31 protein-coding genes are annotated in these 24,156 nt (G+C 55.5%); 29 read left to right on the forward strand and 2 right to left on the reverse strand.

Annotated elements, in window-relative coordinates; translation table 11 throughout:
- Positions 1 to 393 precede the first annotated feature (393 nt).
- From FEAC_RS07870 to FEAC_RS16370, 11 genes are all read left to right on the forward strand, one after another.
- The gene (locus FEAC_RS07870) at positions 394 to 711 is read left to right on the forward strand and encodes a hypothetical protein (RefSeq protein WP_035389262.1); all 318 of its coding nucleotides are present in this window, start codon (positions 394 to 396) and stop codon (positions 709 to 711) included.
- A gap of 1 nt (position 712) precedes the next feature.
- Positions 713 to 991 carry a hypothetical protein gene (locus FEAC_RS07875; RefSeq protein WP_035389263.1) on the forward strand — a complete coding sequence of 93 codons (279 nt, stop codon included), beginning with the start codon at positions 713 to 715 and terminating at the stop codon, positions 989 to 991.
- A gap of 375 nt (positions 992 to 1,366) precedes the next feature.
- Positions 1,367 to 1,705 (forward strand): flagellar basal body rod protein FlgB, encoded by a 339-nt coding sequence (locus FEAC_RS07880; protein ID WP_052566054.1) that lies wholly within the window; start codon positions 1,367 to 1,369, stop codon positions 1,703 to 1,705.
- Entirely contained in the window at positions 1,705 to 2,139 is a 435-nt protein-coding gene (locus FEAC_RS07885) for a flagellar basal body rod protein FlgC (RefSeq protein WP_035389265.1), read from the forward strand. Before FEAC_RS07880 ends, FEAC_RS07885 begins: the two co-directional genes overlap by 1 nt.
- On the forward strand, positions 2,139 to 2,444 hold the full coding sequence (gene fliE / locus FEAC_RS07890; RefSeq protein ID WP_035389267.1) for a flagellar hook-basal body complex protein FliE: 306 nt from the start codon (positions 2,139 to 2,141) through the stop codon (positions 2,442 to 2,444). The genes FEAC_RS07885 and fliE overlap by 1 nt, the downstream gene beginning before the upstream one ends.
- Positions 2,445 to 2,499: 55 nt before the next feature.
- Positions 2,500 to 4,035, forward strand: a complete 1,536-nt coding sequence (fliF, locus tag FEAC_RS07895; protein WP_052566055.1) for a flagellar basal-body MS-ring/collar protein FliF — start codon at positions 2,500 to 2,502, stop codon at positions 4,033 to 4,035.
- Positions 4,032 to 5,042, forward strand: a complete 1,011-nt coding sequence (fliG, locus tag FEAC_RS07900; protein ID WP_035389269.1) for a flagellar motor switch protein FliG — start codon at positions 4,032 to 4,034, stop codon at positions 5,040 to 5,042. Before fliF ends, fliG begins: the two co-directional genes overlap by 4 nt.
- Positions 5,042 to 5,683, forward strand: coding sequence for a FliH/SctL family protein (locus FEAC_RS07905; protein WP_035389271.1), 642 nt, complete (start codon positions 5,042 to 5,044; stop codon positions 5,681 to 5,683). Before fliG ends, FEAC_RS07905 begins: the two co-directional genes overlap by 1 nt.
- Positions 5,673 to 6,983, forward strand: coding sequence for a FliI/YscN family ATPase (locus FEAC_RS07910; RefSeq protein ID WP_035389273.1), 1,311 nt, complete (start codon positions 5,673 to 5,675; stop codon positions 6,981 to 6,983). The genes FEAC_RS07905 and FEAC_RS07910 overlap by 11 nt, the downstream gene beginning before the upstream one ends.
- Positions 6,980 to 7,396 (forward strand): hypothetical protein, encoded by a 417-nt coding sequence (locus FEAC_RS07915; RefSeq protein WP_035389275.1) that lies wholly within the window; start codon positions 6,980 to 6,982, stop codon positions 7,394 to 7,396. Before FEAC_RS07910 ends, FEAC_RS07915 begins: the two co-directional genes overlap by 4 nt.
- Entirely contained in the window at positions 7,393 to 8,499 is a 1,107-nt protein-coding gene (locus tag FEAC_RS16370) for an NlpC/P60 family protein (protein ID WP_052566056.1), read from the forward strand. Before FEAC_RS07915 ends, FEAC_RS16370 begins: the two co-directional genes overlap by 4 nt.
- 165 nt (positions 8,500 to 8,664) lie before the next feature.
- Here the strand turns inward: FEAC_RS16370 and FEAC_RS15540 are convergent, their stop codons facing one another.
- Positions 8,665 to 8,967 carry a hypothetical protein gene (locus tag FEAC_RS15540; protein ID WP_160290361.1) on the reverse strand — a complete coding sequence of 101 codons (303 nt, stop codon included), beginning with the start codon at positions 8,965 to 8,967 and terminating at the stop codon, positions 8,665 to 8,667.
- A 40-nt stretch (positions 8,968 to 9,007) separates the two neighbouring features.
- On the opposite strand from FEAC_RS15540, the gene FEAC_RS15545 reads away from it, so the two are divergent.
- The 18 genes from FEAC_RS15545 to FEAC_RS08010 all read left to right on the forward strand — a co-directional run bounded on the left by FEAC_RS15545 (position 9,008) and on the right by FEAC_RS08010 (position 23,359).
- A complete protein-coding gene (locus FEAC_RS15545; protein WP_160290362.1) occupies positions 9,008 to 9,814 on the forward strand; it encodes a flagellar hook-length control protein FliK in 807 nt (268 codons plus the stop codon).
- A gap of 21 nt (positions 9,815 to 9,835) precedes the next feature.
- Positions 9,836 to 10,288 (forward strand): flagellar hook capping FlgD N-terminal domain-containing protein, encoded by a 453-nt coding sequence (locus FEAC_RS07935; RefSeq protein WP_052566057.1) that lies wholly within the window; start codon positions 9,836 to 9,838, stop codon positions 10,286 to 10,288.
- 112 nt (positions 10,289 to 10,400) lie between these two features.
- On the forward strand, positions 10,401 to 11,705 hold the full coding sequence (locus FEAC_RS07940) for a flagellar hook protein FlgE (protein WP_035389281.1): 1,305 nt from the start codon (positions 10,401 to 10,403) through the stop codon (positions 11,703 to 11,705).
- A 75-nt stretch (positions 11,706 to 11,780) separates the two neighbouring features.
- Positions 11,781 to 12,047 (forward strand): flagellar FlbD family protein, encoded by a 267-nt coding sequence (locus tag FEAC_RS07945; protein WP_035389282.1) that lies wholly within the window; start codon positions 11,781 to 11,783, stop codon positions 12,045 to 12,047.
- A complete protein-coding gene (locus FEAC_RS07950; protein ID WP_035389284.1) occupies positions 12,026 to 12,832 on the forward strand; it encodes a motility protein A in 807 nt (268 codons plus the stop codon). Before FEAC_RS07945 ends, FEAC_RS07950 begins: the two co-directional genes overlap by 22 nt.
- Before the next feature lie 3 nt (positions 12,833 to 12,835).
- On the forward strand, positions 12,836 to 13,621 hold the full coding sequence (locus FEAC_RS07955) for a flagellar motor protein MotB (RefSeq protein ID WP_035389286.1): 786 nt from the start codon (positions 12,836 to 12,838) through the stop codon (positions 13,619 to 13,621).
- 13 nt (positions 13,622 to 13,634) lie between these two features.
- The gene (locus tag FEAC_RS07960) at positions 13,635 to 14,123 is read left to right on the forward strand and encodes a flagellar basal body-associated FliL family protein (RefSeq protein WP_035389287.1); all 489 of its coding nucleotides are present in this window, start codon (positions 13,635 to 13,637) and stop codon (positions 14,121 to 14,123) included.
- 46 nt (positions 14,124 to 14,169) lie between these two features.
- The gene (locus FEAC_RS07965; protein ID WP_035389288.1) at positions 14,170 to 15,075 is read left to right on the forward strand and encodes a flagellar motor switch protein FliM; all 906 of its coding nucleotides are present in this window, start codon (positions 14,170 to 14,172) and stop codon (positions 15,073 to 15,075) included.
- Positions 15,075 to 15,383: a flagellar motor switch protein FliN gene (gene fliN, locus FEAC_RS07970; RefSeq protein ID WP_035389289.1), complete on the forward strand. Its 309-nt coding sequence runs from the start codon at positions 15,075 to 15,077 to the stop codon at positions 15,381 to 15,383. Before FEAC_RS07965 ends, fliN begins: the two co-directional genes overlap by 1 nt.
- Positions 15,383 to 15,802, forward strand: coding sequence for a FliO/MopB family protein (locus tag FEAC_RS14685; protein WP_081901069.1), 420 nt, complete (start codon positions 15,383 to 15,385; stop codon positions 15,800 to 15,802). Before fliN ends, FEAC_RS14685 begins: the two co-directional genes overlap by 1 nt.
- Positions 15,803 to 15,805: 3 nt before the next feature.
- Positions 15,806 to 16,522: a flagellar type III secretion system pore protein FliP gene (fliP, locus tag FEAC_RS07975; RefSeq protein WP_081901070.1), complete on the forward strand. Its 717-nt coding sequence runs from the start codon at positions 15,806 to 15,808 to the stop codon at positions 16,520 to 16,522.
- Between the two features lie 7 nt (positions 16,523 to 16,529).
- A complete protein-coding gene (locus FEAC_RS07980) occupies positions 16,530 to 16,805 on the forward strand; it encodes a flagellar biosynthetic protein FliQ (RefSeq protein WP_035389291.1) in 276 nt (91 codons plus the stop codon).
- A 30-nt stretch (positions 16,806 to 16,835) separates the two neighbouring features.
- Positions 16,836 to 17,594, forward strand: a complete 759-nt coding sequence (locus FEAC_RS07985) for a flagellar biosynthetic protein FliR (RefSeq protein WP_035389293.1) — start codon at positions 16,836 to 16,838, stop codon at positions 17,592 to 17,594.
- On the forward strand, positions 17,595 to 18,725 hold the full coding sequence (locus FEAC_RS07990; RefSeq protein WP_035389294.1) for an EscU/YscU/HrcU family type III secretion system export apparatus switch protein: 1,131 nt from the start codon (positions 17,595 to 17,597) through the stop codon (positions 18,723 to 18,725).
- Positions 18,726 to 18,833: 108 nt separating this feature from the next.
- Positions 18,834 to 20,873, forward strand: a complete 2,040-nt coding sequence (locus tag FEAC_RS07995; RefSeq protein WP_035389296.1) for a flagellar biosynthesis protein FlhA — start codon at positions 18,834 to 18,836, stop codon at positions 20,871 to 20,873.
- Positions 20,851 to 22,050 carry a hypothetical protein gene (locus tag FEAC_RS08000; RefSeq protein WP_035389297.1) on the forward strand — a complete coding sequence of 400 codons (1,200 nt, stop codon included), beginning with the start codon at positions 20,851 to 20,853 and terminating at the stop codon, positions 22,048 to 22,050. Before FEAC_RS07995 ends, FEAC_RS08000 begins: the two co-directional genes overlap by 23 nt.
- Entirely contained in the window at positions 22,047 to 22,277 is a 231-nt protein-coding gene (locus FEAC_RS08005; RefSeq protein WP_152623144.1) for a hypothetical protein, read from the forward strand. Before FEAC_RS08000 ends, FEAC_RS08005 begins: the two co-directional genes overlap by 4 nt.
- A 293-nt stretch (positions 22,278 to 22,570) precedes the next feature.
- Complete coding sequence (locus FEAC_RS08010; RefSeq protein ID WP_035389353.1) at positions 22,571 to 23,359, forward strand: enoyl-CoA hydratase-related protein; 789 nt, start codon at positions 22,571 to 22,573, stop codon at positions 23,357 to 23,359.
- Positions 23,360 to 23,456: 97 nt separating this feature from the next.
- Here the strand turns inward: FEAC_RS08010 and rpe are convergent, their stop codons facing one another.
- Positions 23,457 to 24,149 (reverse strand): ribulose-phosphate 3-epimerase, encoded by a 693-nt coding sequence (gene rpe / locus FEAC_RS08015; RefSeq protein WP_035389300.1) that lies wholly within the window; start codon positions 24,147 to 24,149, stop codon positions 23,457 to 23,459.
- Between the last annotated feature and the right edge of the window lie 7 nt (positions 24,150 to 24,156).

A 24,156-nucleotide genomic window follows, 5' to 3' on the forward strand; every position in this document is an offset into this window, starting at 1 on the left:
CAGCTGGAACCGAAGGATTCTTCGACGTTCGGGTTGGTGTCGGTGGTAGCGAGTGCTCGACATGACAATAACACACAATCATCATCACATGCTCAGCCTTGCGCGAGGTTGGGAGTGGTTGGATGTTCTCTGATTATGGCCCCTAGTCGCTCGGTCTCGATTGACTAGACCGTGATTAGGGTACCTCTGTAGATCACCATGGCTACAGCGAATAACATCGGTAAATTTCGATCGAACAGTAACAGTATCCGTACTATTTGCCGATGATTAGCTCAGAGCACTGGATGCTTGAGCAGAAGTTCGACATTGATTGAGATTCGGTTGGGATCATTGAGGCAGCAAGTGAGTTGTCTGAGCGGCGAGGTTTACCAACCTCTGTAGAAAGGATTCGTCGTGACCTATGCGGGTAAGCACAGCGATGAGATCAGCGTGCCCCTGGCTGTAGCTGCGCAGCAGTTGGTGTTGCCTATCTCGTGGGAGCGCATTACTCATGTTCTCCGAGCCGCAACTCCATCCGACATCGTGACTCTCGCATCGCTGCATCGGCATAAGCCCAATCTCGATGTCGTTCAGGATGAATGCGAAGTCTATTGGCGAGTTCCATATCGACTTGAGCCCTCGCTCTTTAGCGAGGTGAGTGAGTGCCTAGCGACGGCCATTGTTGGCACCCAGATTGAGACGTTGGATCAAGCAATGGCGTTGGTGAGTTGAGATGGAGGAGTGGATAGCCTATCTCGATGCCTATGAGCGACATCTCAACGTCGTCGCCGAGTCTCTTGCCAGCGGCAAAGTGGCGACTGAGAGCTTCAGCGAGAAACAGCCGAATGTTCGTCTCCCTGGGTTGTTACGAGGACGTTCCGAGGCGCTCGTGGCACGAACTCAGGAGTTAAGTGAGGAGCTCCGAACCCGAATGGATGCGTTTTCTACAGTGTTACGCTACTCGCGAATGAAGGATCCGGATCGCATAGTGTTGATCGATGTACTGGCATGAAATTTGCAGTACACAAAACACTCGGTACGTATAGCTCCTTCGCTATTGTCGTGTCCGAGGATCCATACGCAACCGAAGTCGACAGTATGAATATTGGCATAAGTTAGCTAATTGCACGCTTGTTACTGTCGGAGTGACCCACAAGACCATCACTTATAAGGGTGGTAACCGATCACCTGCCTCGCGTAATCGACGATGTATTAACTTCATGTATCGTAGGTGCGGATCGACGTTCACTGGACGACAGCCAAGAGAATACAGTGGCGTTGTGCAAAAGTTATTTAAGTGGCTGCGCTGGCGGACCGAAGCTACTCCTGCGAGCAGGGATCGCTCGGAAGTAGGCTATGGATAGCCTTACTTTGAAAGGGCGGTACCGTGGGTTCTACCTCGATTCAGGCTCTCCAGTTTGCTCTCGATGGACTAACGGCTCAACAGCATGCCATCGCCAACAACCTGGCTAATGTGAACACTCCTGGTTTTCAGGCCACCAACGTCTCCTTCCAATCATCGCTTTCTAATGCGCTTGCAAATGGGGGGACGGCGTCAGCAACACTGAGTCCATCGACCAATCCGGAGTCATTGGACGGTAACAATGTTTCAACTGGAAATCAGTTGGTAAGATTGCAAAATAATGCGCTCGCATACCAGGCAGTTTCTGATCAGCTGACAACTCAGTTCAAGATTCTTTCGGGCTCGATGGGAGGCCAGTTCTGATGTCTCTCTTCGGTGCTATCAATATTGCTGGTAGCGGTGTCAATGTCGAACAGGCTTGGCTCAACACGATCAGCTCAAACGTCGCAAATGCCAACGATGTTGCTGGTGTTAATCAACCTCAATATCAAGAACAAGAGGTTCTTGTGGCTCCAAAGCCGTCGGTCAATTCATCGGGTATACCTAATTTCACCAACTATGCACTTGGTGATGGAGTGCAGGTGAGCTCGATTGTTACCCCTAAACCAAATGGCGTGCTCGCCTATGATCCTAGCTCTACGTTGGCGAACAAGCAGGGACTTGTGAAGGAGCCTGGTATCAGCATGGGCACGCAGCTAGGCAATCTGGTGACTGCACAGTACGGATATGAGGCGAACGCCTCGGTCATCAGTCAGGCGAAGGCGGCCTATCTCTCCATTCTAGGGATCGTGAGCTGATGATCCCCGCAATTGGTGCCATTAGTTCGAGCCTTGGGGCGAATTTTCCTCCAATCGGTTCTACCGCCCCGAGCAGTGCGTCAGGGTCGAGTTCCTTTGGCAACATTCTCGGACATGCGATCGATTCATTGCAGGGAACCCAGGCGACTGCTGCGACTCAGGCGCAACAAGTAGCCGCTGGACAGGCGAACTTAAGCAATGCGATGGTCGCCTCTAACGAGTCGTTGCTCGCAACACAACTGGTGGTCGCTCTGCGCAACGGAGCGGTGAGTTCGCTTGGCCAAATCATGTCAACGCAGTTCTAAGCCGGCGTAGGTTACGAGTTTCATTCTGTTAGCCGAGTTTGGGTAGGGAGTAAGAATGGCGTCTACGGATGCGTTGTCAAACGTCACCAAGAGTTTGAAGAAGTTTGCAGATGGGTTTACCACCGGGCAGAAGGCTGTCGTCTTGGTTGGTATCGCGATTGTGGTAGCGATTGTCTTTGTGGTATCGTCGATGACCTCTAAGCCGACCTACGGCGTCTTGTTTACGAATCTGTCGGCATCCGATGCGGGTTCGATAACCACAAAGCTGGCCAGTGCGGGGGTGCCTTATCAGCTCGCAGATTCAGGTTCGGTGATTGAGGTGCCGCAGAACATGGTCGACCAGGAGCGTATTGCGATGGCGCAGGCAGGTCTGCCGGCCAACTCAACAGTCGGCCTCTCCTTGTTATCTAGCGTCGGCATCACCACTTCACAGATCACCCAGCAGGCAGACTATCAGGCAGCACTTCAGGGCCAGCTTGAGCAGACGATCGAGGCTATCAACGGGGTTCAGACGGCGCAAGTGAATCTAGCGTTGCCACCAACCGATGTCTTCGCGGTCGGTGGGAATCAGACACCGACGGCCTCGGTAATCGTGACTTTGAATAATGGAGTGACGCTGTCGTCGACTCAGGTTCAGGCGATCGTGCATCTGGTAGCCTCCGCAATCCCGAATATGAACGCCAAAGGGGTGACTGTAGTTGATCAAAACGGCGACGTGTTGGCGGCACCGGGACAGGGGATCACGGGTACAGGAAGCAGCTCAGCCACACAGGCCTACGACAACACGATGGAGGCATCATTGCAGTCGATGCTTGACTCGGTTCTCGGTCCCAATCAGGCCAACGTTCGAGTGTCTGCTACCCTTAACTACAACCAGGTGACGACGAAGTCACAACAGATTCCGACGATCAAGGGTAAGCCGCAGTCAGCGCTCACTCAGTCCAACACCCAGACTCAGACCTTCACCGGTAATGGCACGGTTGCAGGAGGGACTCTTGGTGCAGTGACGCCAGTCGCCGGGAATGGAACCAAGAGTAACTACAAGCAGAGTTCGGCGAATAACAGCTACGCAGTAGGTCAAGTCGACCAAACGACAGTGCAGGCACCGGGACAGGTGCAGCGTCTCTCGGTGGCGGTAGCAGTGAACTCGAAGCTCAAGGGTGGCTACTCGCTAGCCAAGATTAAGAATATGGTGGCCGCCGCCGCTGGGATTGTCGCCAAGCGTGGCGATACCCTTAGCGTTGTGGCCTTACCGTTCGCTACGCAAACGGCGGCACCCGCAGCCGCTACAAGTCCGTTCAGTTCAATCTTCTCAATCGGCAAGATCCTGTTGCTGGTGCTTGGCGTGGTTGGAGCGATACTGCTTATGGCACGATCATCGGCGCGTACAGAGATTGAACCACTCTTCCTCGATGCGGGCGCTCCGACTATGGCACTTGGGCCTGGTGACGAGACGCAATTGATGCCGGCGCTTTCGATGCCGACAGCGCAGCCAATTGTAGCTGATGATGTGCTTGACTATATCGACAAGCAACCAGATGATGTCGCAAAACTGCTGCGCATCTGGATGGGGTCCCGAGGCACTAGATGACCCAAGTCAAAGATCTCACAGGGATCCAGAAGTCGGCAGCTGTCTTGGTGCAACTCGGTACCGAGTTGGCGGCTCGCGTGTTGCGATCAATGAGCGAGACAGAGGCGGTGGCGCTCACTCTTGAGATCGCCAAACTGCCTAGTCTTGAGAAGGAGACCATTGCGGAGTTGATGGAGGAGTTTGTCGAGTCCGTCATCGCCGTCAAGACCGTTGGCCAGGGTGGAATGGATGCCGCACGCAGTATCCTTTCGGCCCGGTTGGGAAAGAACGAGGCCGACGAGGTGTTGGCACAGTTCTCTGGCCGATCGATCGAGAATCCACTATCCTTTCTGTCTCACGTCGAGTCTTTCCAGCTCGCCTCATTCTTGCAGGGCGAACACCCGCAGGCGGTCGCGCTCATCCTCTCTCACGTCAGCTCCACCATGGCCGCTGAGGTTATGGGAGCGATGCCCGATGAGATGAGGGCCGATGTCACCCGTCGCATCGCTCTGCTCAATCGGGTTGACCCTTCTATTGTCGAACAGACGGCTGTAATCTTGCAGCGCAAGCTCGCTGGCCTCACCAAGACAGGACCAGTGGCGATGCATAGCGGTCTTAACTCTGTCGTCGAGATTCTTAACAACATAGATCAGACGACAGAACGGCGTATCTTGTCTGACCTCGATGCGGTTGATCCAGAGTTGGCCGATCGTATCCGTGAACAAATGTTTGTCTTTGAAGATGTGTTGGCGTTGGACGATCGTACCTTGCAGCGCGTATTGCGCCAAGTAAGTCCAAAGGATCTGGCGGTAGCGCTAAAGGGCGTACCCCCATCCTCGGTGGCGAAGGTGATGCGCAATATCTCAGAGCGAGCCGCACTCGACCTCGAGGAGGAGATCGAGATCCTTGGCCCGGTTCGGCTCTCAACTGTTGAGGCTGCGCAGGCGACAATCGTACGTTCTGTACGCGAACTTGAAGCTTCGGGCGAGATTATGCTCATCCGTTCTGACGAGGAGTTGGTCGACTGATGGACTCGCGTTTCAATCCAAGTGACGTGATCCGACTCGATCTACCCTCGGTGGAGACCGTCTTGGAGGATATCGGTCTTGGCGGTGCGACCGCCTCTAGGTCTATGGCGGAGTGGCGTGAGGAGCTTGAAGCGGCTCACAGCGAAGGCTTTGCGGCCGGGATAGAGCATGCTAGAGCGATTCTTGATCGAGAGGTTAAAGAGGAACTCGAGCGTTCTCGCCAGAACAATGCACTACTCGACGCCGCGATTCGTGGACTCCACCAGGCGCGGGCGCAACAGTTGTCGCTGGAGCTAGCTGACATCATTCGCTTCTCTATCGAACTGACGCAGCGAATTCTTCGTACCGAGGTCGCCCAGCCACTCGATCGTATTCGTCAAATCGTCGAAGAGACGGCGGAGTCGGCGGCGACACAGGAGACCTTCCTGGTCAGGGTGGCTGCTGAAAACCTTGATGAAGTGAACGCGGTACTGATCCCCAGACTGCTTGAGCAGGGTCTAGAGGCTGTAGCTATAGTTGGCGACGGGTTTGACTCTCACGATCTTGTCGTGGAGTCGGGCGCCCGAGTCTTTGATGCGCGTATCGCCACTGCCTTTGAGCGTGTCGTAAATGAGCTAGGTAGTTGGCATCATGATTCCTGACCTGATGCGAGAACGGTTGCTATCGGTGGTAGAGCCGACGCCACGCGGAAGAGTCTGTCGACTGGTAGGTATGCACCTAGAGGTCGAAGGAGTCGAGGCAGGGATCGGAGATGCCGTCGTTGTGGATCTTGGCGGCTCTAGAACGCTCATCGCTGAGGTCGTTGGACTCGACAATCAGCGGCTGATCTGTATGCCGTTCAAGGAGATGACCGGAGTACGCTACGGAAATCCCGCCTGGTCGTTGAAGCGACCACCGCTCTTCCCGGTTGGGCCATCCCTACTCGGCAGGGTGTTGGACTCCGAGGGGCGGCCGATCGACCAGCTTGGACCACTCTCCCCCGAAGATCTTGTGGTTATAGACGGCCGTGCTCCTTCGCCTATGGATCGTCGCTTGATCGAGGAGCAGCTGTCGCTCGGAATCAGGGTTATCGATACCCTAGTACCTTGCGGAATAGGGCAACGACTCGGCGTCTTTGCCGGTGCTGGAGTAGGCAAGTCCTCGCTGCTCTCGATGATGATCCGGGGTGCCGATGTCGACGTTATCGTTCTAGCACTGGTAGGAGAGCGTGGGCGAGAGGTGAAGGAGTTCCTCGAACACGATCTTGGTCCCGAAGGACTGGCGAAGGCCGCTATCGTCGTGGCAACCTCGGATGCACCGCCGCTGTTGCGTGTCCGTGCTGCTCTAGCGGCTACGAGGGTGGCGGAGTGGTTCCGTGACCAAGGAAAGAAGGTCCTGTTGGTGATGGACTCGCTAACCCGTCTTGGATTGGCACAGCGCGAGATCGGACTTTCAGCCGGCGAACCGCCGAGTGTACGCGGCTATCCACCATCGGTCTTCGCGCTGATGGCACGGCTCCTGGAGCGTGCCGGCACATCCAGCCTTGGCAGCATCACCGGAATCTACTCGGTGTTAGTTGACGGGGACGACCTTAACGACCCTATCGCTGACTCTGCCCGCTCGGTGCTTGATGGCCATATCGTCCTTAGTCGTTCGCAAGCACAGCGGGGGCTCTATCCAGCAGTATCGGTACTAGAGTCGATTTCACGTCTGGAAACTGCTATCCTCGACGAGTCGAAGCGAGCCTTGGCCCATGAGGCGAGGCGTCTCTATGCCGAGTTGGATCAGGTTCGCGATCTGATCGATCTCGGAGCTTATGTGGTGGGTTCGAACCCAAACGTCGATCGGGCTTTGGAGGTGGTGCCTCAACTAACGCAGCTCTTTGCCCAAGATATGATGGACCTGACTCCGGCTGAGACGACTTGGACACGGTTGGCGCATTCGCTTGGGATGGCGCGATGAATCTCACTGGTCGACGCCGAGCTCTGAGCTTACTTCTGCGAATGCAGGAGATTGAGCGTTGGGGCCATCTTCGTGAGCTGCAAGAGGCGGCTCAACTGCGAACCAACGAACTTCATGAGGTCGACAGCCATCTGGCGGTAGTCGAGGATCGCGAGCTTCTTGGTGCACTTGGCCCTGAACATCTCTCTATAGCTCATCAGCATGGCGAGCGCGCGCTCGCAGCGGCTCAGACCGTTGCTGTGCAGGAGCGTGTATTGCTTGGGATCGATGCCAAACGAAGGACACTCGAAGACCTTCGTGCGATCACGAACGCCGAGCTCGCCCGCATGAAGGACCGTCGTGAGCTTGTTGAGGTACTCGACTTCTTCGTGGCCCGACAGATATTCGACCGCCAGGAGAGGGGTGAACGATGAATAGCATTCCCGCGACTCTTCCAGTACTCACTGATCTATCGAACGCATTTGGCCAGCTGGCTAACCAGACGACCATACAGAGTGGACCGGGCGAGTTTCTGCAGACCCTCAACCAAGTGCAGTCGACTATCGGTTCGATACTTGATCCAACGGCGACGAGCGCCTCCAGCTCGGGCTCGGGCCAAGGCAGTTCGTCAGCTGCTGGACTCGCCAGTGGCAGTCTGCTCTCCAATACTGGTCTATCAACTACGGGATCGCTTGGCGGTGCATTGGCGAGCACGCCAGCACTGACTGCTTCGGCGGCGCTTACACCCACTCCTTCATCGAGTTCTGCTGCATCGCCGGTGACCCAGGCTGTCGCAAACGCCCTTAACGAGGTTGGGGTGCCCTACGTATGGGGTGGATCGTCACCGTCAACTGGATTTGACTGTTCGGGCTTGGTGCAGTGGGCCTATGGCCAGGCAGGCATTCAACTTCCGCGGGTGGCCGACCAGCAGGAGCAGATCGGCACCCAGGTATCTTCGCTGGCACAGGCACAACCTGGTGATCTCGTCTTCTATGGCAATCCTGCATATCACGTAGGCATCTATCTCGGCAACGGATATATGGTCGATGCGCCGAATACCGGACAGACAGTTCAGATTCAACCTGTAGGTAATCCAACGGAGATACGGAGTGTCGCGCCGGCAACAAGCACCGCCCAGATAAGCTCCCCGTCCAACCTTGCTCCTGTCTTTGCTGCGGCATCGCAGGCCTATAATCTGCCTGCTAACCTGCTCACTTCGGTAGCGACCGCTGAGTCTGGCATGAACCCGTCGGCGGTCTCGTCGGCAGGGGCAGAGGGAATCATGCAGATCATGCCACAGACGGCCGCATCACTTGGCGTGAATCCGATGAACCCTGTGCAGGCGATCTACGGAGCCGCTGAACTTCTTTCACAGAAACTGACGAAGTTCGGATCAGTGCCGCTCGCGCTTGCCGCCTACAACGCTGGCGATGGTGCAGTAGAGCAGTACGGAGGAATCCCCCCCTACACGCAGACGCAAAATTATGTAACAGAGGTCATGGGACTGATGGGAGGCAATAGTGTCACCGGTAGCTAATTCCACTGCTGCACCCTTAATTGAGGCTCTGCCTCAACAGGGTACTCAAGTCAAAGGCAAACATCGCACTCACAGCAGTGCTGCCGAGAATAGTGCTCAACCTAGCTTCGAGGAGGTGAAGGCCTCTCTTCCTCGCCATCCAGCCAACCAGCACGGCGGCAAAGGTCATAGACCGATAGATACCACCCTGCCTGTCGTGGTGTCGTCAAATACAGCCGGGGAGAGAGGGAGTGTTTCCGCAGCTGGCAAGCGCCACATACCGATAGATACCACCCTGCCTGTCGTGGTGTCGTCAAATACAGCCGGGGAGAGAGGGAGTGTTTCCGCAGCTGGCAAGCTCCACATACCGATAGACACCACTTTTAACAAGAGTCGAGCATCCATCGCTAGTGCCGCGCAGAACCAATCCGATACCGTCAGCGCTTCGGGGGCTGTCGCCTCGTCTCCGATCGTTAGCCATGGATCCATTCCTTCACCTATACCAGCTAGCAGCGAGGCTGGGCTGGCGGTGGTTGCGACCCCAGCTGGAGATGGAAAGGGTAGCACGGCGACGGCTAACGGCGCAACCGAGAACGCTATCAGTGTGAACGCTGCAGCTGCGAAGAGCTCGGTATCCGTGTCTAAGGCGTTGCAACTCGGGGCATCTGTCTCGGCCCAAGCTGGCGTTGGCGAACAGTCGGTTACCGGCCGGAGACCGTCTCCGGGATCAAATCTCACTGCCGAGGTGGCGTCGGCGCATCGCGGGTCAGTGCCAGCCAAGGTGACTAGTCCAAATGCCAGCTTTGAGACAGTGGTTAGTCGCAGTGGCACAGCACATGAAGCGCCTTCGGGCGGCAGCATTGCTCAGATAAACGCGACTAATTCTCTGCAACATCTCGATAATTTGCCATCTGTGTCGGCGCCTCTGACGGCTTCTGCAGGTGAGACAGTTGCCTCAGCCCCACTGGGTCAACTCGGTCCTATCGTGGCACAGGTTGTACGAGAAGGAAATCTTCCTAGGACTATCACGATCGCGTTAGAGCCGAAAGAGCTTGGTCAACTGCAACTACAGGTGACCTCTAATGGAGGCGAGATCCAGGTGCACATTCAGGTAGCTGATCCGCTCACTCGGGGGATGGTGAGCCAACAGCTAGCGGATCTGACCAGTACATTGCATCGTGATCTCGGATTCGGCGGCCAGCACGGAGGTTCGCAGCAAGAACCGCCACAACCCTCGGGGGGAGTAATTGATCTTGGTGCGGTGGCGACGATTGGCACACCAATTGGATCGCACACCACACCAGTTGCTCATTCGCTCATTGATGTTCGTCTCTAAGTACAAAAGGAAGGAAATCTTATGACCATGCCAATTAGTTCTGTAGCTGCGGGAGCGGCTGCAGCTTCCACAGGATCAACTAGTTCGTCTACGGCGCAGAACAACTCGATCGCCTCCTTGTCATCGAACGAGTTTCTTAAACTTTTGGTGACGGAGTTGACGAACCAGAATCCACTCTCGCCGATGAACCCAAGTTCCATGGTTCAACAGACCTCGAGTCTGTCTATGGTACAGCTCCTCGATAGTGTGAGCAACGAACTCTCATCGATTCGCTCTCAAGCGGGTGTCGTCAATGCGGCCAACCTGATAGGGCAGACCGTGAGCTACACCACTGCGAGTGGTAAACAGGGGAGTGGAGTGGTCTCCGGAGTCGCAATGGCGAATGGATCGCTCAACCTCAACATCAACGGATCGGCGATACCAAGTTCAGAGGTAACTGCCGTTGGCAAGACGATCGGAGGAGCCGGTAGCTGATCTGTATCCACCCCCGCTACGTCGTGCACATCGGTAACAAGAGCAGTCATCGATCAGAAACCGTATTTACCTAGACAACAATTGTTAGCCATCGATCTCCAAGGAGGAAACTATGACCAAGTCACTATCCGCAGCCATTACCGGCATCAACGCCGATCAGCAGTGGCTCGATAACATCGCCAACAACATCGCCAACTCGAACACCGTCGGCTACCAGTCGACCTCGATTCAATTTGCTGACCTGCTATATCAGCAGTCCCAAGGTGCAGGAGTTCCTGTGGTTGGCAACCAGGGTGGCACCAATCCGGTCGTGATGGGATCTGGCGTCAGAGTCGCCAGCAATAACACCAACTTCGGTCAGGGTACGATGCAACAGACTGGCGTCTCCACCGACCTAGCTATCTCAGGCAATGGTTTCTTGGTGGTTTCGCAGGGCGGACAAAACTTCTACACCAGAGACGGAGCACTGCAACTCGATGCCGCTGGCCAACTCGTGACCTCGACCGGTGCGATCGTACAAGGCTGGGCGCCTGGGGCCAATGGACAGATCAATCAGAACAGCCCATTGACAGGCATAACGATTCCACAGGGGCAGGTGGCGAGTCCAAAGGAGACCCAGAACATTACCCTTGGTGGAAACCTAGCCGCCGGTGCTACCAACCCGGTTACCGTCACGACTACAGCGTATGATTCTCTTGGCGATCCAATCCCGATTACCTTTACCTTCACTCCCTCGACGACTGCTAATACCTGGACTGTCTCGGCCACGGTTCCACCGGCACCAGGGTCTACTGCGACTGGGGCACAGGCATTGACTATAGGTGGAGCCAATTCGCAGACAGTTACCTTTGACCCGACGACTGGTCAGATCAAGGCTGTTAGTGGGTCAGAAACTGGAACCAACAACTTGTCTATTGGCGGCTTTGCGAATCCGGGGTATAAAAACCTCAATACCCCAACGATGAACCTCGACTTCCCAGCGGTTGGCTCGACTAACGCCGTCACCCAGTTTGCCGGGAGCTCATCATCGCTTGCGGTCACCAACCAGGATGGTGCCGCCTCGGGCGCCTTGACTGGGTTCAGCATCGGATCTAATGGGACCGTCCAGGGCACCTACGCCAACGGTACCAAGCAGGTGTTGGGTCAGATCGCAAGTGCGTTATTCACCAACCCCGAGGGTCTCGCCAAGCAGGGGAACCTCCTCTATCAGGCGACACTGAACTCAGGCGCGGCCCAGCTGGGAGCGGCAGGCGCTGGCGGTCGTGGCACATTTGTTGGTGGATCGGTCGAGGGGTCAAACGTCAATCTTGGCAACGAGTTGACCAACCTGGTGCTCGCGCAGACCGACTATCAGGCCAACACCAAGGTCGTCTCGACGACGGCTTCGGTGTTGCAGGCGTTGGTACAGAACGTTTAGTGAATTAGCACTCATTTGCTCTTGAGCTAGCCGCGGTTTGTGCCGATGCTAGCAAAAGCACATGGGAGGTGCACGATGATCGAGGTGACTCGGCTGTCAGGATCGACAGTTGTTCTGAATGCAGATTTGATCGAGAAGGTCGAAGCGACCCCGGATACGGTGGTCACGCTCACTACAGGAGCGTGTTTTGTCGTAACCGAGTCGGTGCCAGAGGTCGTCGCTAGCGTGATCGACTACAAGGCGAGAATCTTCAATCCAAAGCTTGGAAGCTCGGATAACCGATCGTTGATGGTGCTACAGGGAAGTGAGATGGAAAAAACATGGACGTTGCAACCCCGGTAGGGATCGTAGCCGCACTTATCGCCGTGATGGTGGCGATGGTTCTAGATGGTGGCAACCCGGCGGCGCTGATCGCGCCGTCGGCGATACTGCTGGTCATCGGAGGGACGGTAGCCGTCTCGCTCGCGGGCATTCGTTTTAAGGAGATCGGACGCATAACCGGTGCCTTAAAGTCTGCAATCATGGCGAAGTCGGTGACCGCTGAAGAGACGGTGGAGACCCTCGTCAAGTTCGCAGAGATGGCACGCAGGGAGGGTGTCCTGGCTCTGGAGACTGCGGCAAAGGATCTGACCGATCCGTTCCTGAGGGGCGGGATTCAGCTCATAATCGATGGCGTTGACGGCGAGAAGATCAGAGAGATCCTCGAGGCTGATATCGATGCCATGCGATCTCGACACAAAGCTGGTGCCAAGTTTTTCAAAGATATGGCAGGCTATGCGCCAACCCTTGGCATCCTCGGAACAGTGATGGGGTTGATCCATGTACTTGCCAACCTGTCATCGCCGAATACGCTCGGCCCTGCGATCTCGGCGGCCTTTACCGCCACACTCTGGGGGGTAATGACCGCCAACGTGATCTGGTTGCCGATCTCGAATAAACTAGCTCACCTTGCCGAACAGGAGCATATGGCAAAGCTGCTCATCGTCGATGGCGCCTTGGCGATCCAAAGTGGCTCCTCGCCGCGTCTGCTAGAACAACAGTTGATGACCTATCTTGCACCGGCGGATCGGGCTAGTGGCGAGAGTCAGAAACAAGCCAAAACCCAAGGCAAGGGCAAGGCGGCCTAAGCGATGGGAAGACGTGCCGAGGCGGAGGCGGAGGCGGAGAACTCCGAACGCTGGTTACTCACCTATGCTGATATGATTACCCTGCTTCTGGCCCTTTTTGTGGTCCTGTTTGCGATGAGTAGTATCTCTCAGAAGAAGTTCGATGAGTTCAAGACTGGGTTGCTCCAGACCTTCTCTCAGATGCAACTCCAGTCTGCGCTCAAGGGCGGAAGTGGACTCCTACAGCATCGTTCACTGATCACACATCCAGGAGTCACGCCTGGACCTCCACAGATCTCAATTCCTCAGACTGGAGCCGGCACGCCATCTAGTAGCTCGCAACAGAGCAGCCAGATAGCCGCAAAGATCAACGCGGCACTCAGTAAGGCTAATCTGTCATCGGATGTTCAGGTAGCGATCGAGAAACGAGGAGTGGTCGTTCGCCTTCTCTCAGATAAGGTCTTCTTCAACACTGACTCCGCCTCGCTAGGTTCGGTAGGCAGCCAAGTCGTCAACATCATCGGCAGCGTAGTCAAACCGTTGAGCAACGATATCGTTGTAGAGGGCTATACCGACTCCGCTCCGATCTATGGTGGTCCGTTTTCGTCTAACTTTGAGCTCTCAGCGGTACGTGCGGTCACTGTCTTGGAGCAGCTGATGCACAATGATGGTGTGAGTGCCAGTCGATTGTCTGCAACAGGCTTTGGGGCGACGCACCCAATCGTACCCAACTCGAATCCGACGAACATGGCCCTCAATCGAAGAGTTGACGTCGTGATTCTAAACACCCAGACCACAAATCGATTGTAAGGAGGCACCAACGATGGCGACCAGGACGGCACCGGCAGAGGCGACTACTACGGAGGAGCCGAAGAAAAAGGGGAAGAAGAAGCTTCTACTCATCATCGTACTGGTGGTGCTGCTAGCAGCGGCAGCCGCCTATTTTTTGCTGTTGAGGAAGCCAGCGAAAACTATCAAAGGCGCGAAGACAGCGGCGGAATTGACAAGCGTCTCCTATGCCATGCCGGCCATCACGACCAACTTAGATGATGGTCATATCGTACAGGCACAGATGCTTCTCGAACTAGCCCCAGGGGATACAAAGGCAGAGGTGATCAAGGATCTTCCACAACTGAATAATGCTGCCATATTGACCTTTGGAGGTATGGGATATAGCGAATTGCTCCCTACGGCTGGGAGAACACAGGCGGCAGTGAGCTTGACGAACGCCTTCAACGCGGTACTTCACACCGGAGCAAAGCCTTGGGACACTGTGCAGTCCATCCTCTTTGAGAGCTTCATCGTGCAATAGCCACGAAAGTTCTTCAGTTGGCCGTTCTACGGTCGATGAAGAACGCATGAGCGGGGAGACCACAGAGGAGCAGAAGCGGCGATCGGTACGACCGGTCGACTTTCGGCTGCCAAGAAGCTTCGAGCGTTCACACCTTCGTGGTGTGGAGTTGTTGTTGGAGAGTGCATCCAGGCCTAGTGCTACCTTGATGGGGGCTGCGCTTCGCCGCAACGTAAAAATTGAACTCGACACCATCGATCAGCTCTCGTGGGAGAGTCTGCTCTCCGAACTCACGGGGTCAGGGCTGGTCATCACCTTTGCGCTCCATCCATTGGCTTCGCGGGCGACGATCTTCTTGCCGGCGGAGGTAGCGTTGCGACTGATAGACCTGCGACTCGGAGGAGACGGCGAGTGGACTGAGGTGGATACGCGTGAGCTCACTGACCTCGAGCAGAACTTGGCCGCCAAACTGTTTGAGGATATGGTGACCCAGGTAGCTGCAGCCATATCGACACAGACTGCGGTCGTTGCAGACCGTATTCACACCGAGCCATCGCTTGAGTTCATCCAGGGAATACCGCTAGGCGAGATGTGTGTGTGGGCTAAGTTTCGTTTCTCGCTCGGCGACGACCGGTTGAGCGAGCTCTCTATGGTTCTGCCGTACTCGATGTTGCGTCCGGTGGTGGAGACGATCTCCTCACGTGCGGTAGTCATGCAGGAGAATGGAACCGACTTTCAAGCAGCGTTTGAACGAAGACTCCAGGAGGTGCCGGTTGTTGCTCGTGTGCGCTTGGAATCGACGACCATCTCTTCACAAGCCTTTCTCCGGCTCAAGCCGGGTGACGTGGTGGGGCTTGGACATCGGAAGAATCGTCCTATGTCGGTGGTGGTAGACCGGGTTGAACTCTACAAGGCGGTGCTCGGCCAATCTGGATCGCGCGTCGCGGCAATAATCGTGGGTGAGGAGGAGTAATGGCGGAGAATGACGTAGTAGAGACCGATCAAGTTGCGACGATCGACAATCTTGCAGTGTTGCGCAATGTTGAGATGGAGCTCACCGTTGAGCTTGGGAGGGCGAGGATGCCGGTAAAGGCGCTGCTCAATCTCACAAGTGGAGACGTAATAGAACTCGATCGAGCCGCTAACGCTCCTGTCGATGTTCTGGTGAACGGCACTCTAGTTGCTCACGGGGAGGTCGTGGTCGTAGATGATGAATTCGGAGTGCGTATCGTTGAGGTCGTCAACTCAGAGGAGGTCGACAACTTGAGGGCTGGGCGCTGATGGGGTCGATTATCACCGGGCTTCTAGCGTTTGCCGGCGTCATTGGGCTGATCGTTGCGATGGGCAAGGTCGCCAAGCGGCGACGTATCGGCCATGTGGGTACCGATCGCGGCCATGGGCCACTGAAGGTGACTCAACGAGTCGCGCTTGGTCAAAAGGCAAACATCTTTGTACTCGATGCAGGGGAGAAGCGCCTGCTAATCGGGGTCTCCGGAACCCAACTCCAGCTTCTTGGCGAGCTTGGTACTGAGCTCGTTCCCGACGAACCAGTCGAGGTTTTGGATCTCTCAATGACTGAGGATCCAGAGCGCGAGCTGCTGGCGACGTGGGGTAGGACGAATGGTGATATCTGGCATGGACGACAGAAGGAGAGCGTGGTAGCTGGCGTACGTCGGCTACTCGGTGGACAGCAGAGCTAGCGCATGGCCCCCACTCTCGCAGGGACAGCGCTTCTAGCTGCCGTTGGCCCAGCAACCAAGTTGCCGAGCCTCAACATAAGTCTGCATGGTTCTTCGGGACCGAGCGAATCACTTATCATCATCCTGGTCCTGACACTTCTTTCTGTCGCGCCGTCGCTCCTCATCCTGCTGACCGGGTTTGTCCAGATCGTGGTGGTACTTTCAATCACTCGCAACGCCCTTGGACTTCAAGCGACACCTCCAAATCAGGTTTTAGCCGGCCTAGCATTATTTTTGGCGATCTTTATCATGGCGCCGACTATTAAAACGGTCGATCATGTCGCGATCCAACCCTATCTTCATGGACAGATCAACGCGGTTCAGGCCTATGATAAGGCGCAGACTCCGATCAAAGAGTGGATGCTATCGAATACAAGAACCCAGGAGCTCGCGCTCTTCGCGCAGGTGAATCACCAGGGGACTGTCGCTCCAACCAAGGTTGGCATGGATGCAGTGATTCCTGCGTTCTTGCTCTCGGAGCTTCATTCAGCCTTCATCATTGGGTTTATCATCTTTCTGCCGTTCCTGGTTATCGATTTGGTAGTCTCCTCGATCTTGATGAGCTTAGGGATGATGATGCTGCCGCCGACGCTGGTTTCACTGCCTTTCAAACTGCTGCTGTTTGTGATGGTAAACGGCTGGACTCTAGTGGTACACGCGCTGCTGGTGAGCATGAAATGAGTAGTAAATGAACGACGGACCGGTTCTCCAAATCGCTGGACAGACACTGTATTTAGCTGCAAAGCTGGCAGGGCCAGTGCTCGCGGGGGCTCTGGCGATCGGCCTAGTCGTTGCCTTTATCCAGACGCTGACCCAGATTCAAGAGGCGACGTTGAGTTTCCTGCCGAAACTGGTCGTGATAGCGTTGATTATCTTTCTGGCTGGCCATTGGATGCTCTCAGAACTTGATGGATTCACCATCCAGCTGTATCGCGAGATTCCCTCCCTGGTGAGTTCGCTTTGAGATGGCGGAGACCGTAGTAAGCAGGCACAGATGCAGATAGCCTTTGATGCTCACTGGCTGATCGGGTATCTGTTAGCATTTAGCCGCTCGATGGGTTTTATCCTGGTGGCTTTTCCTTTTGCGATGCCGGTGGTCCCTATCACCGCTAGAGCGGCGATAGGGGTGGCTTTTGGTCTTGGTACTGAATCAGCCTTAGTGCACGCGATCGTCTTGCCAACAACGACTGGAGGGTTGATTGGAGTAGCCACCGAGCAACTCCTAATCGGGGCTGCTCTCGGCTTCTTTGCCATGCTCTTCGTGTCTCTCGGAGAGTCGGCCGGCGGATTGGTGGGCTTGTTCGGCGGGTTCTCCACTCCTCCGGCGCTCGACCCGTTATCACTCAATGAGGTCCCGGTGACCGGCGAGTTCTACAACCTGATGTGGATCGTGTTGTTCTTCGTCTCAGGCGCTGATGTCGTGGTTATACATGGTTATTTTGCGAGTTTTGCTACTCCAAACCTCTTCCACCTCTCCTTCACCTTAGGGATTCTCGTGAAGTCGGTCACGATCCTCTTCGTCTCCTCGCTGGAGGTCGCCTCCCCGATTCTTGCCGTTATGTTCTTCTCGCAGATCGTGGTCGGCATCCTTACAAAGGTGGCCCCTCAGCTCTATGCGTTGACGTTCATCTTTCCGCTCCAGATTCTGCTCTCCTTCATCATGATGCTGGTTGCAGTTCCGCTTCTACCTCATCTCTTTGATGCCTCGATCCGCGATCTGCTCGCCGCTGAACGGGATCTGCTGGGAGGATAGATGCCAAAGAACGAAGGTACCGAACAGGCCACCGCTCACAAGCTTGAAAAAGCAAGAAAAGAGGGGACGGTAGCAAGATCTGCCGAGTTGGCGACGTGGCTGGTGATCCTTGCATTTTCACTGGCGGCTCCGCTTGTATTTCATACGGTGGAGTCAAAGATCGTTGCCTTTGGCCATCTGGCTTTAGGCGGAGGTGCAGCGCTATCGAGCACCACCGCCCTCCGTCGACTGGAGTCTGGACTTGAGACGGTCGGAGAGCTTGCCCTCCTTGTTGCCGCACCAGTCGCAGTCTTTGTGGTGCTTATCAACGTCGCCCAAGTGGGGATTCGCTTTGTTCCCAAGAAATTGCGGCTGGACTTCACCCACTTCTCTCCAAGGAAGAACCTTTCTAGGATCTTCTCAACTTCACCAGCCGTTGAGGCGGCAAAGTCATTGGTGAAGTTGTTGATAGTTGTGTTGGTCTCGGCGCTCCTGTTGTTGGGAGGCATCGACTCTCTGACGTCAGCTTCGATCTCGCCGATCGCTGTCGCCTCTCAAGTCGCCTCTATGAGTATTGAATTGGTTCGCCTCACTGGCGTGCTCGGACTCGCTATTGCGCTGATCGACTTTGCTAGGTCACGAACTCAGGTACGTAAGCAGTTGATGATGACCCGGCAAGAGGTAAAGGATGAGACGAAGCAGTACGAGGGTGATATGCAGACCAAGGGTCGCCGTCGCAGGATGGCGAGAGAGCTTTCGCGGCGGAGGATGATCGCTAACGTCGCTTTGGCCGATGTTGTGGTTGCTAACCCTATGCACGTAGCGGTCGCTTTAAAGTACGAGCCGACGACCCAGCGGGCTCCGATTGTGTTGGCCAAGGGTTCCGAATATATAGCGGTTACGATTCGAGAGCGAGCTCGTGTTGCTGGCGTTCCGATCGTAATCGACCCACCGCTGGCTCGCGCACTTAACATTGCAGTGCCGGTCGGAGAGCCGATTCCTGGCTCATTGTTCTTAGTGGTCGCCCGTCTATTGGCCTTTGTCTATCAGCTTTCAACCACAGCGCGCTATTACGACTCGAGTCATCAGTCGAATTTGGAGGAGATTCCAGAGGAGATTCTTGAGCAAGTGCTGAGTGAACTTGCGACCTAAGGGTATCAGCCCAGTTTCTAATTAAAGGTCGGCCATTTCGGTGACGAAGCGTTGAGTACACGGATGATCCATGTTCTCAAGGATGACCAAGGTTCTAGAGGGAGGACCATGGAGAGTGCCCGTATGCGCCGTTTGGCGTTAGCGGTACCCATCGGCATAGCCGTGATAGTTGTGATGCTGGTCGTCCCAATTCCCTCGCAACTGCTTGACATTCTCATCACTGCAAACATCACCTTTGCGTTGGTGGTGCTCGGTGTCTCGCTCCGGGTTACCGATCCGTTAGAGTTCGCAGCATTCCCTTCAGTTCTCTTGATTGCGACGATGTTCAGGCTCGCACTGAACGTCTCGGCGACACGTCTGGTGTTGCTCCATGCCTTTGCCGGTTCAGTCATAGAGAGCTTTGGACACTTCGTTGTCGGCGGCTCGGTGGTCGTTGGACTGGTGGTATTTGCGATTCTTTTCATCATTCAGTTTGTGGTTATTACCAGTGGTGCAGGACGTGTAGCTGAGGTTGGCGCTCGTTTCACGTTGGACGCAATGCCAGGCAAACAGATGGCGATTGATGCGGATCTAAATGCAGGTCATATCGATGAGGCTGAAGCACGGCGTCGTCGGTCGCGGATCTCGAAAGAGGCCGACTTCTACGGCGCGATGGATGGTGCCTCTAAGTTCATTAAGGGTGATGCGATTGCAGCTGCTGTGATTACAGTGATCAACCTGATAGGAGGGTTTATCGTTGGGGTGGTGCAACATCACCTTTCGGTTACCCAATCGATCGATACCTATTCGCTGCTCTCCGTCGGTGACGGTCTCGTCAGTCAGATCCCCGCGCTTCTCCTATCTATTGCCACAGGTTTGGTCGTTACCAGAACCTCGAATGACGCCGACTTCGGTCTTGATCTTTTGCAACAACTCCTGAGGCAATCGGTGGCTCTGCAGATCGCTGGAGGCATAATTGGTACACTTGGGCTGTTGCCTGGTCTGCCGAAACTTCCATTTCTGCTCGTAGGTGGGGTGGTCTTCTTTATCGGCTGGAGAGTCTCCAAGAAACCTGAACAACCGCAAGAGACCGCAGACGAACTGACCCAAGTCGCGGCACCTGAGACTGCACAGGACGTGGTGGGCGTGGAGATCCTGGAGCTGGAACTGGGATTTGAGCTGCTGGACGTCGTGGATCCCACTAAAGGGGGTGATCTTCTCGAGCGTGTGAAGGGATTGCGACGGAAGTTGGCTGGTGAACTCGGCTTTGTGCTGCCCCCAGTTCGCACTCATGACAATCTTGATATAGGTCCCACCGAGTACGTAATCAAGATAGCCGAGACCGAGTTCAGCAGGGGCAAGGTTCCCAGAGATCGGGTGCTCGCTATCGGTGATAATCTTGATGCTTTGCCAGGAGAAGAGACTATTGATCCGGTCTTTGGGCTCCGAGCTCGATGGATACCACCAGATTGCAAAACGCAAGCTCAGGTGCTCGGCGCAACTGTGGTCGACCGCTCATCGGTAATCGTCACCCACCTCTCTGAAGTGGTTCAGCACAACGCCGGTTCCTTACTTACGCGTCAACAGACCAAGGAGATGCTCGATGCCTTGAAGCGGGTCGCTCCCGTGGTAGTGGACGAACTCAATTCAGCACAGGTGGCCATGGGCGATATCCAGCGGGTGCTGCGAGAGCTGCTAGACGAACGGGTGCCCGTGAGAAATCTCCCTGCCATTGTGGAGGCGATTGTCGATAGATACCGAACCTCCAAGGAGTCTGATGCTCTGCTTGATGCGGCGCGCGAGGCTCTCGGTGGGGCGATCTCGTCCACCTTTGCACAGGACGGAATGTTGGCGGTGGTCTACCTCTCTTCGCAGATCGAGATGCGCTTCGCCGAGAGCCTGGTCACGGTCGATGGTCGTCGAGTCTTGGGCATAGGTATGGAAGAGATCGTTCATCTTCGTGAGGAGATCCGGGCTGCGAAGTTGCGAGCCGAGATCGAGGGGCATGAGCCGGTTCTCGTCTGTATGCCAGCGATCCGCAGAGCTCTCTTCCAAACGTTGCGAGCAGGAGATACGTCGATACCAGTGTTAGCCGTGAGGGAACTTGCACCTTCACTCAAATTGATTCAGATAGGAGTAATTGGCGATGTCCAACCAGCTACGGTTTAATGGAAAATCTATCGAAGAGGCGCTTGCGAAGGCGCGTGCTGCGCTTGGTGAAGGTGTGCGCCTTGTCGCTGCAGAGCGAGTGAGCAAACCAGGCTTCGTCGGGAAGCGTGTGAGTTTTACGGTGGTGGTCGAACCGCCAACCACGCCCATCTCTGCGCCAGGCTTCGCGGCGGCTCTACGCAATGTACTTGTTAACGCGGGTCCACGGCCATCGGGGCCTGCGGATGCAGATGAGTATGACTACAGAAGTGTGCGCGATGAGCTGGCAAAGAGTTATGGGTCAACATCCGCAGGCTCCTCAGATGCTGCGCCCACTAACGTAACTCCACCAATGGCTACACCGAAGGTGTTTCGGCGCGATGGCAAGGTTACCAAGATGACTAATGTAGTCGCACCAAACTGGTCGACGTTGGCGGGTGCCACACCTGGAGTCAAGCCCGACGAAGTCACTAGCAGGGGAACGCCTCCCGGTAAGGTCGCTGCCGTCTATCGAGACGACGAAGGGACCGTGCAAATAACATCTGATACCAGAGAGACAGATGTGCTCGCCGATGCATCGACTAGCTCCGATCTGAGTGAGGCAGAGCTCGTAGAAGCGGCACGCCGAGCCATCAGAGGTGAATCAAGCCCCGGAGCGTTCCTTGTGGATCGAATCGATGCCATGGTGGTAGATCTGTCTGGGGATGCACCCGTTGTTGACTTGAGAGTGCGCAGCTTTGAGGCCGAAACGGCCGTACTCGCAGCGACGACTCGACTGGTAGCTGTGGTAGTCCCTTCTGCATCCGATCCAATTGGGCGTTTCACGCAGATCTGCGAGGAGCTCGGGGTTGTGCCCGAGCATCGCTTTATTCTTGCTCGACGTCGACGCGAAATACCTGCAGCGATGTTGAGTTCAACGAACTCGGTGGCACGTTCAGTTATGGAGAGCGCGGATGCGGATGGGCTTACAGCAGTGCTGGTCGACGCCGGACAGCTACGTTTGCTGCGAGGGTCGTTCTTGGATTCGCTGATGGCGGTGGTGGTTGCCATCGAAGGTAACGAGACTGTGATCCGACTAGAGCGTGAGATGAGCCCATGTGGGGAGATCGATGCACTTTGGTATGAGGGTGAGGACTTGGTCGCAGCGAAGCTGGGTATCGCTCGACTCAGGTCATTAGCGAGCGGGTCTGATCGGTGAAGGTGCCGTGGCGGGTTCGCTTGACGCTCGTCGGTGCCTTCATCGCTACCTATACGAGTCTTCGCAATGTGCTGGAGGGCTATAACGGCTGGTCTATCTACTTAGAGCACCTGTTAATTGCGTTGCTTGTGGTCTACGTCGGCCTGTCGATAGTTGCCACGGTGACGGCGTGGTACAACCTTCAGAACTTAGCGGAGCGAAGACGACGATCGAATGAACTTCCCTAAGAGGGCGGTCAATCATCGAGTGGAGGTTGGCCGAGAGCCTCGTCGTCGCGAAAGACGGCAGCCGGCAGCTCTCCAATAAATGGTTGCTGGGACAGATTGGTGATCCTCTGCCAGCGGCGCCAAAGAGCTACTAGGAATTGACGGTTTGCGAAAGTTTTATCGTTTCTACCATGGCCGGTCATCCTTATAGGTTACAATTTCTTGCAATCATGGATGGCAATTGACAGAGAATGTCAGGGACAGCATGATCAAGGACTGGATGTCTTGGTCAATAAAGCAGAAGGGTGGGGGAGTTGGCTGAGGTAGAGGTCCAACAACAGGGCGCGACGATGATTATTACCATTAATCGCCCTGAACAAATGAACTGTGTTAACGACAAGGTGGCAGAGGGAATTACCGAGGCACTCCAGGATGCGGAGGCTGATTCGGCGGTGCGCAGTGTGATCCTCACCGGTGCAGGCGATCGCGCGTTTTGTACAGGGATGGATCTCAAGTTCGCAGCCACCCACGGTAGTAGTAGCGTCATTATTCCTGGTCGTGGCTTCGCCGGCGTGGGCGGATATGATTTCCCAAAGCCGCTGATAGCCGCGGTTAATGGCTATGCAGTAGCCGGTGGGCTTGAGATAGTCCTTAATTGTGATCTCATAGTCGCGACCGAAGACGCACGCTTTGGCCTACCTGAAGCTAAGCGAGGGCTGTTAGCCACTGGCGGTGGGCTGGTTCGGTTGAGCGAATTAGTCGGTCGTAGCGTTGCGATGGAGCTAGCGCTAACTAGTGAACCGATATGGGCCGATCGAGCCATGGAACTCGGGATGATCAATAGAGTGGTTCCTCGCGAGCGCTTGCTTGCTGAGGCGCTCAGCTTTGCAGACAAGATTGCTGCATCAGGGCCACAAGCGATTCTCAATAGCAAGCGGCTCCTACGAGGCTCCTACGCCCGTGCGACTGAGAGGATTTGGCAGCTCAACTCCGAACTCGCTATCGTGACGATGGAGTCGAGCGAGGCAGCTGAGGGGATGGCGGCCTTCATCGAACGGCGCGAGCCCAGGTGGCAGCGTATGGAGGACGAGTCACTCTCCTGACGCACCTCGTCCTATCTCAAGGACTCTTGTTGCGGTGATTTTGCTGGAGAGTTCATTCGCTGTAATGTGCCAGAGTACTGGTATTTGCTTTGCGGCACTAGACCAGGGCATCTCGAGCAAGCTGGTGGAAGTTGGCGACTGCCTGGGCTAGGTGATCGCGGTGAGCCATCAGTCCAGAGCCGGAGACGAGAATCTCTGCTCCGTTCATGACGCACCCTGCGAGTGTCTCCTCGGAGATGCCGCCGTCCACCTCAATCTTGGTGTTCGGATTGGTTGCCTCGCGGAGGGCGACTGCCGCCATGATCTTGGCGTCCATCGCCTCGATATAATGTTGCCCACCGAAGCCTGGATTCACACTCATGATCATTAGTACGTCGACCTGGTCCATGACGTACTCGACGGAGGTGAGTGGTGTTGCTGGGTTTAGTGCGACTCCAGCACGCACTCCTAAAGATTTGATCAGACTCAGGGTTCTATGGAGGTGGCGGGTAGCTTCGGCATGGACCGTGATTAACTCACAACCAGCATCCACGAACTCTCTAACGTAGCGTTCTGGGTCGACGATCATAAGGTGTACCTCGTAGGGGAGAGAGCTATAACGGCGACAGCTTGCGATGACGGGTGCCCCGATAGTGATGTTCGGTACGAAAAGCCCATCCATGACGTCCCAGTGAATCCGATCGACTCCGGCCCTCTCGAGCGCGGCTAACTCCTCGCCGAGGCGTCCAAAGTCACATGGTAGGACGGAGGGGGCGAGTTCGATTACTCTTTCATCCGCCGGTGCTCTCATTGTCTCA

Source organism: Ferrimicrobium acidiphilum DSM 19497 (genome assembly GCF_000949255.1).
GTDB lineage: Bacteria > Actinomycetota > Acidimicrobiia > Acidimicrobiales > Acidimicrobiaceae > Ferrimicrobium > Ferrimicrobium acidiphilum.

Excerpts from the sequence above, each read along its gene's own strand:
- fliP (WP_081901070.1), top strand. The coding sequence starts at position 15,806 with ATGGCCCCCACTCTCGCAGGGACAGCGCTTCTAGCTGCCGTTGGCCCA.
- FEAC_RS14685 (WP_081901069.1), top strand. The coding sequence starts at position 15,383 with ATGGGGTCGATTATCACCGGGCTTCTAGCGTTTGCCGGCGTCATTGGG.
- FEAC_RS07875 (WP_035389263.1), top strand. The coding sequence starts at position 713 with ATGGAGGAGTGGATAGCCTATCTCGATGCCTATGAGCGACATCTCAAC.
- FEAC_RS15540 (WP_160290361.1), bottom strand. The coding sequence starts at position 8,967 with ATGGATCCATGGCTAACGATCGGAGACGAGGCGACAGCCCCCGAAGCG.
- FEAC_RS07960 (WP_035389287.1), top strand. The coding sequence starts at position 13,635 with ATGGCGACCAGGACGGCACCGGCAGAGGCGACTACTACGGAGGAGCCG.
- fliG (WP_035389269.1), top strand. The coding sequence starts at position 4,032 with ATGACCCAAGTCAAAGATCTCACAGGGATCCAGAAGTCGGCAGCTGTC.
- FEAC_RS07985 (WP_035389293.1), top strand. The coding sequence starts at position 16,836 with ATGCAGATAGCCTTTGATGCTCACTGGCTGATCGGGTATCTGTTAGCA.
- FEAC_RS08000 (WP_035389297.1), top strand. The coding sequence starts at position 20,851 with ATGTCCAACCAGCTACGGTTTAATGGAAAATCTATCGAAGAGGCGCTT.
- FEAC_RS16370 (WP_052566056.1), top strand. The coding sequence starts at position 7,393 with ATGAATAGCATTCCCGCGACTCTTCCAGTACTCACTGATCTATCGAAC.
- rpe (WP_035389300.1), bottom strand. The coding sequence starts at position 24,149 with ATGAGAGCACCGGCGGATGAAAGAGTAATCGAACTCGCCCCCTCCGTC.
- FEAC_RS07990 (WP_035389294.1), top strand. The coding sequence starts at position 17,595 with ATGCCAAAGAACGAAGGTACCGAACAGGCCACCGCTCACAAGCTTGAA.
- FEAC_RS07915 (WP_035389275.1), top strand. The coding sequence starts at position 6,980 with ATGAATCTCACTGGTCGACGCCGAGCTCTGAGCTTACTTCTGCGAATG.
- FEAC_RS07950 (WP_035389284.1), top strand. The coding sequence starts at position 12,026 with ATGGACGTTGCAACCCCGGTAGGGATCGTAGCCGCACTTATCGCCGTG.
- FEAC_RS07935 (WP_052566057.1), top strand. The coding sequence starts at position 9,836 with ATGACCATGCCAATTAGTTCTGTAGCTGCGGGAGCGGCTGCAGCTTCC.
- FEAC_RS07955 (WP_035389286.1), top strand. The coding sequence starts at position 12,836 with ATGGGAAGACGTGCCGAGGCGGAGGCGGAGGCGGAGAACTCCGAACGC.
- FEAC_RS07885 (WP_035389265.1), top strand. The coding sequence starts at position 1,705 with ATGTCTCTCTTCGGTGCTATCAATATTGCTGGTAGCGGTGTCAATGTC.
- fliN (WP_035389289.1), top strand. The coding sequence starts at position 15,075 with ATGGCGGAGAATGACGTAGTAGAGACCGATCAAGTTGCGACGATCGAC.
- fliE (WP_035389267.1), top strand. The coding sequence starts at position 2,139 with ATGATCCCCGCAATTGGTGCCATTAGTTCGAGCCTTGGGGCGAATTTT.
- FEAC_RS07905 (WP_035389271.1), top strand. The coding sequence starts at position 5,042 with ATGGACTCGCGTTTCAATCCAAGTGACGTGATCCGACTCGATCTACCC.
- FEAC_RS07995 (WP_035389296.1), top strand. The coding sequence starts at position 18,834 with ATGGAGAGTGCCCGTATGCGCCGTTTGGCGTTAGCGGTACCCATCGGC.
- FEAC_RS07910 (WP_035389273.1), top strand. The coding sequence starts at position 5,673 with ATGATTCCTGACCTGATGCGAGAACGGTTGCTATCGGTGGTAGAGCCG.
- FEAC_RS07940 (WP_035389281.1), top strand. The coding sequence starts at position 10,401 with ATGACCAAGTCACTATCCGCAGCCATTACCGGCATCAACGCCGATCAG.
- FEAC_RS07965 (WP_035389288.1), top strand. The coding sequence starts at position 14,170 with ATGAGCGGGGAGACCACAGAGGAGCAGAAGCGGCGATCGGTACGACCG.
- FEAC_RS07980 (WP_035389291.1), top strand. The coding sequence starts at position 16,530 with ATGAACGACGGACCGGTTCTCCAAATCGCTGGACAGACACTGTATTTA.
- FEAC_RS07945 (WP_035389282.1), top strand. The coding sequence starts at position 11,781 with ATGATCGAGGTGACTCGGCTGTCAGGATCGACAGTTGTTCTGAATGCA.
- fliF (WP_052566055.1), top strand. The coding sequence starts at position 2,500 with ATGGCGTCTACGGATGCGTTGTCAAACGTCACCAAGAGTTTGAAGAAG.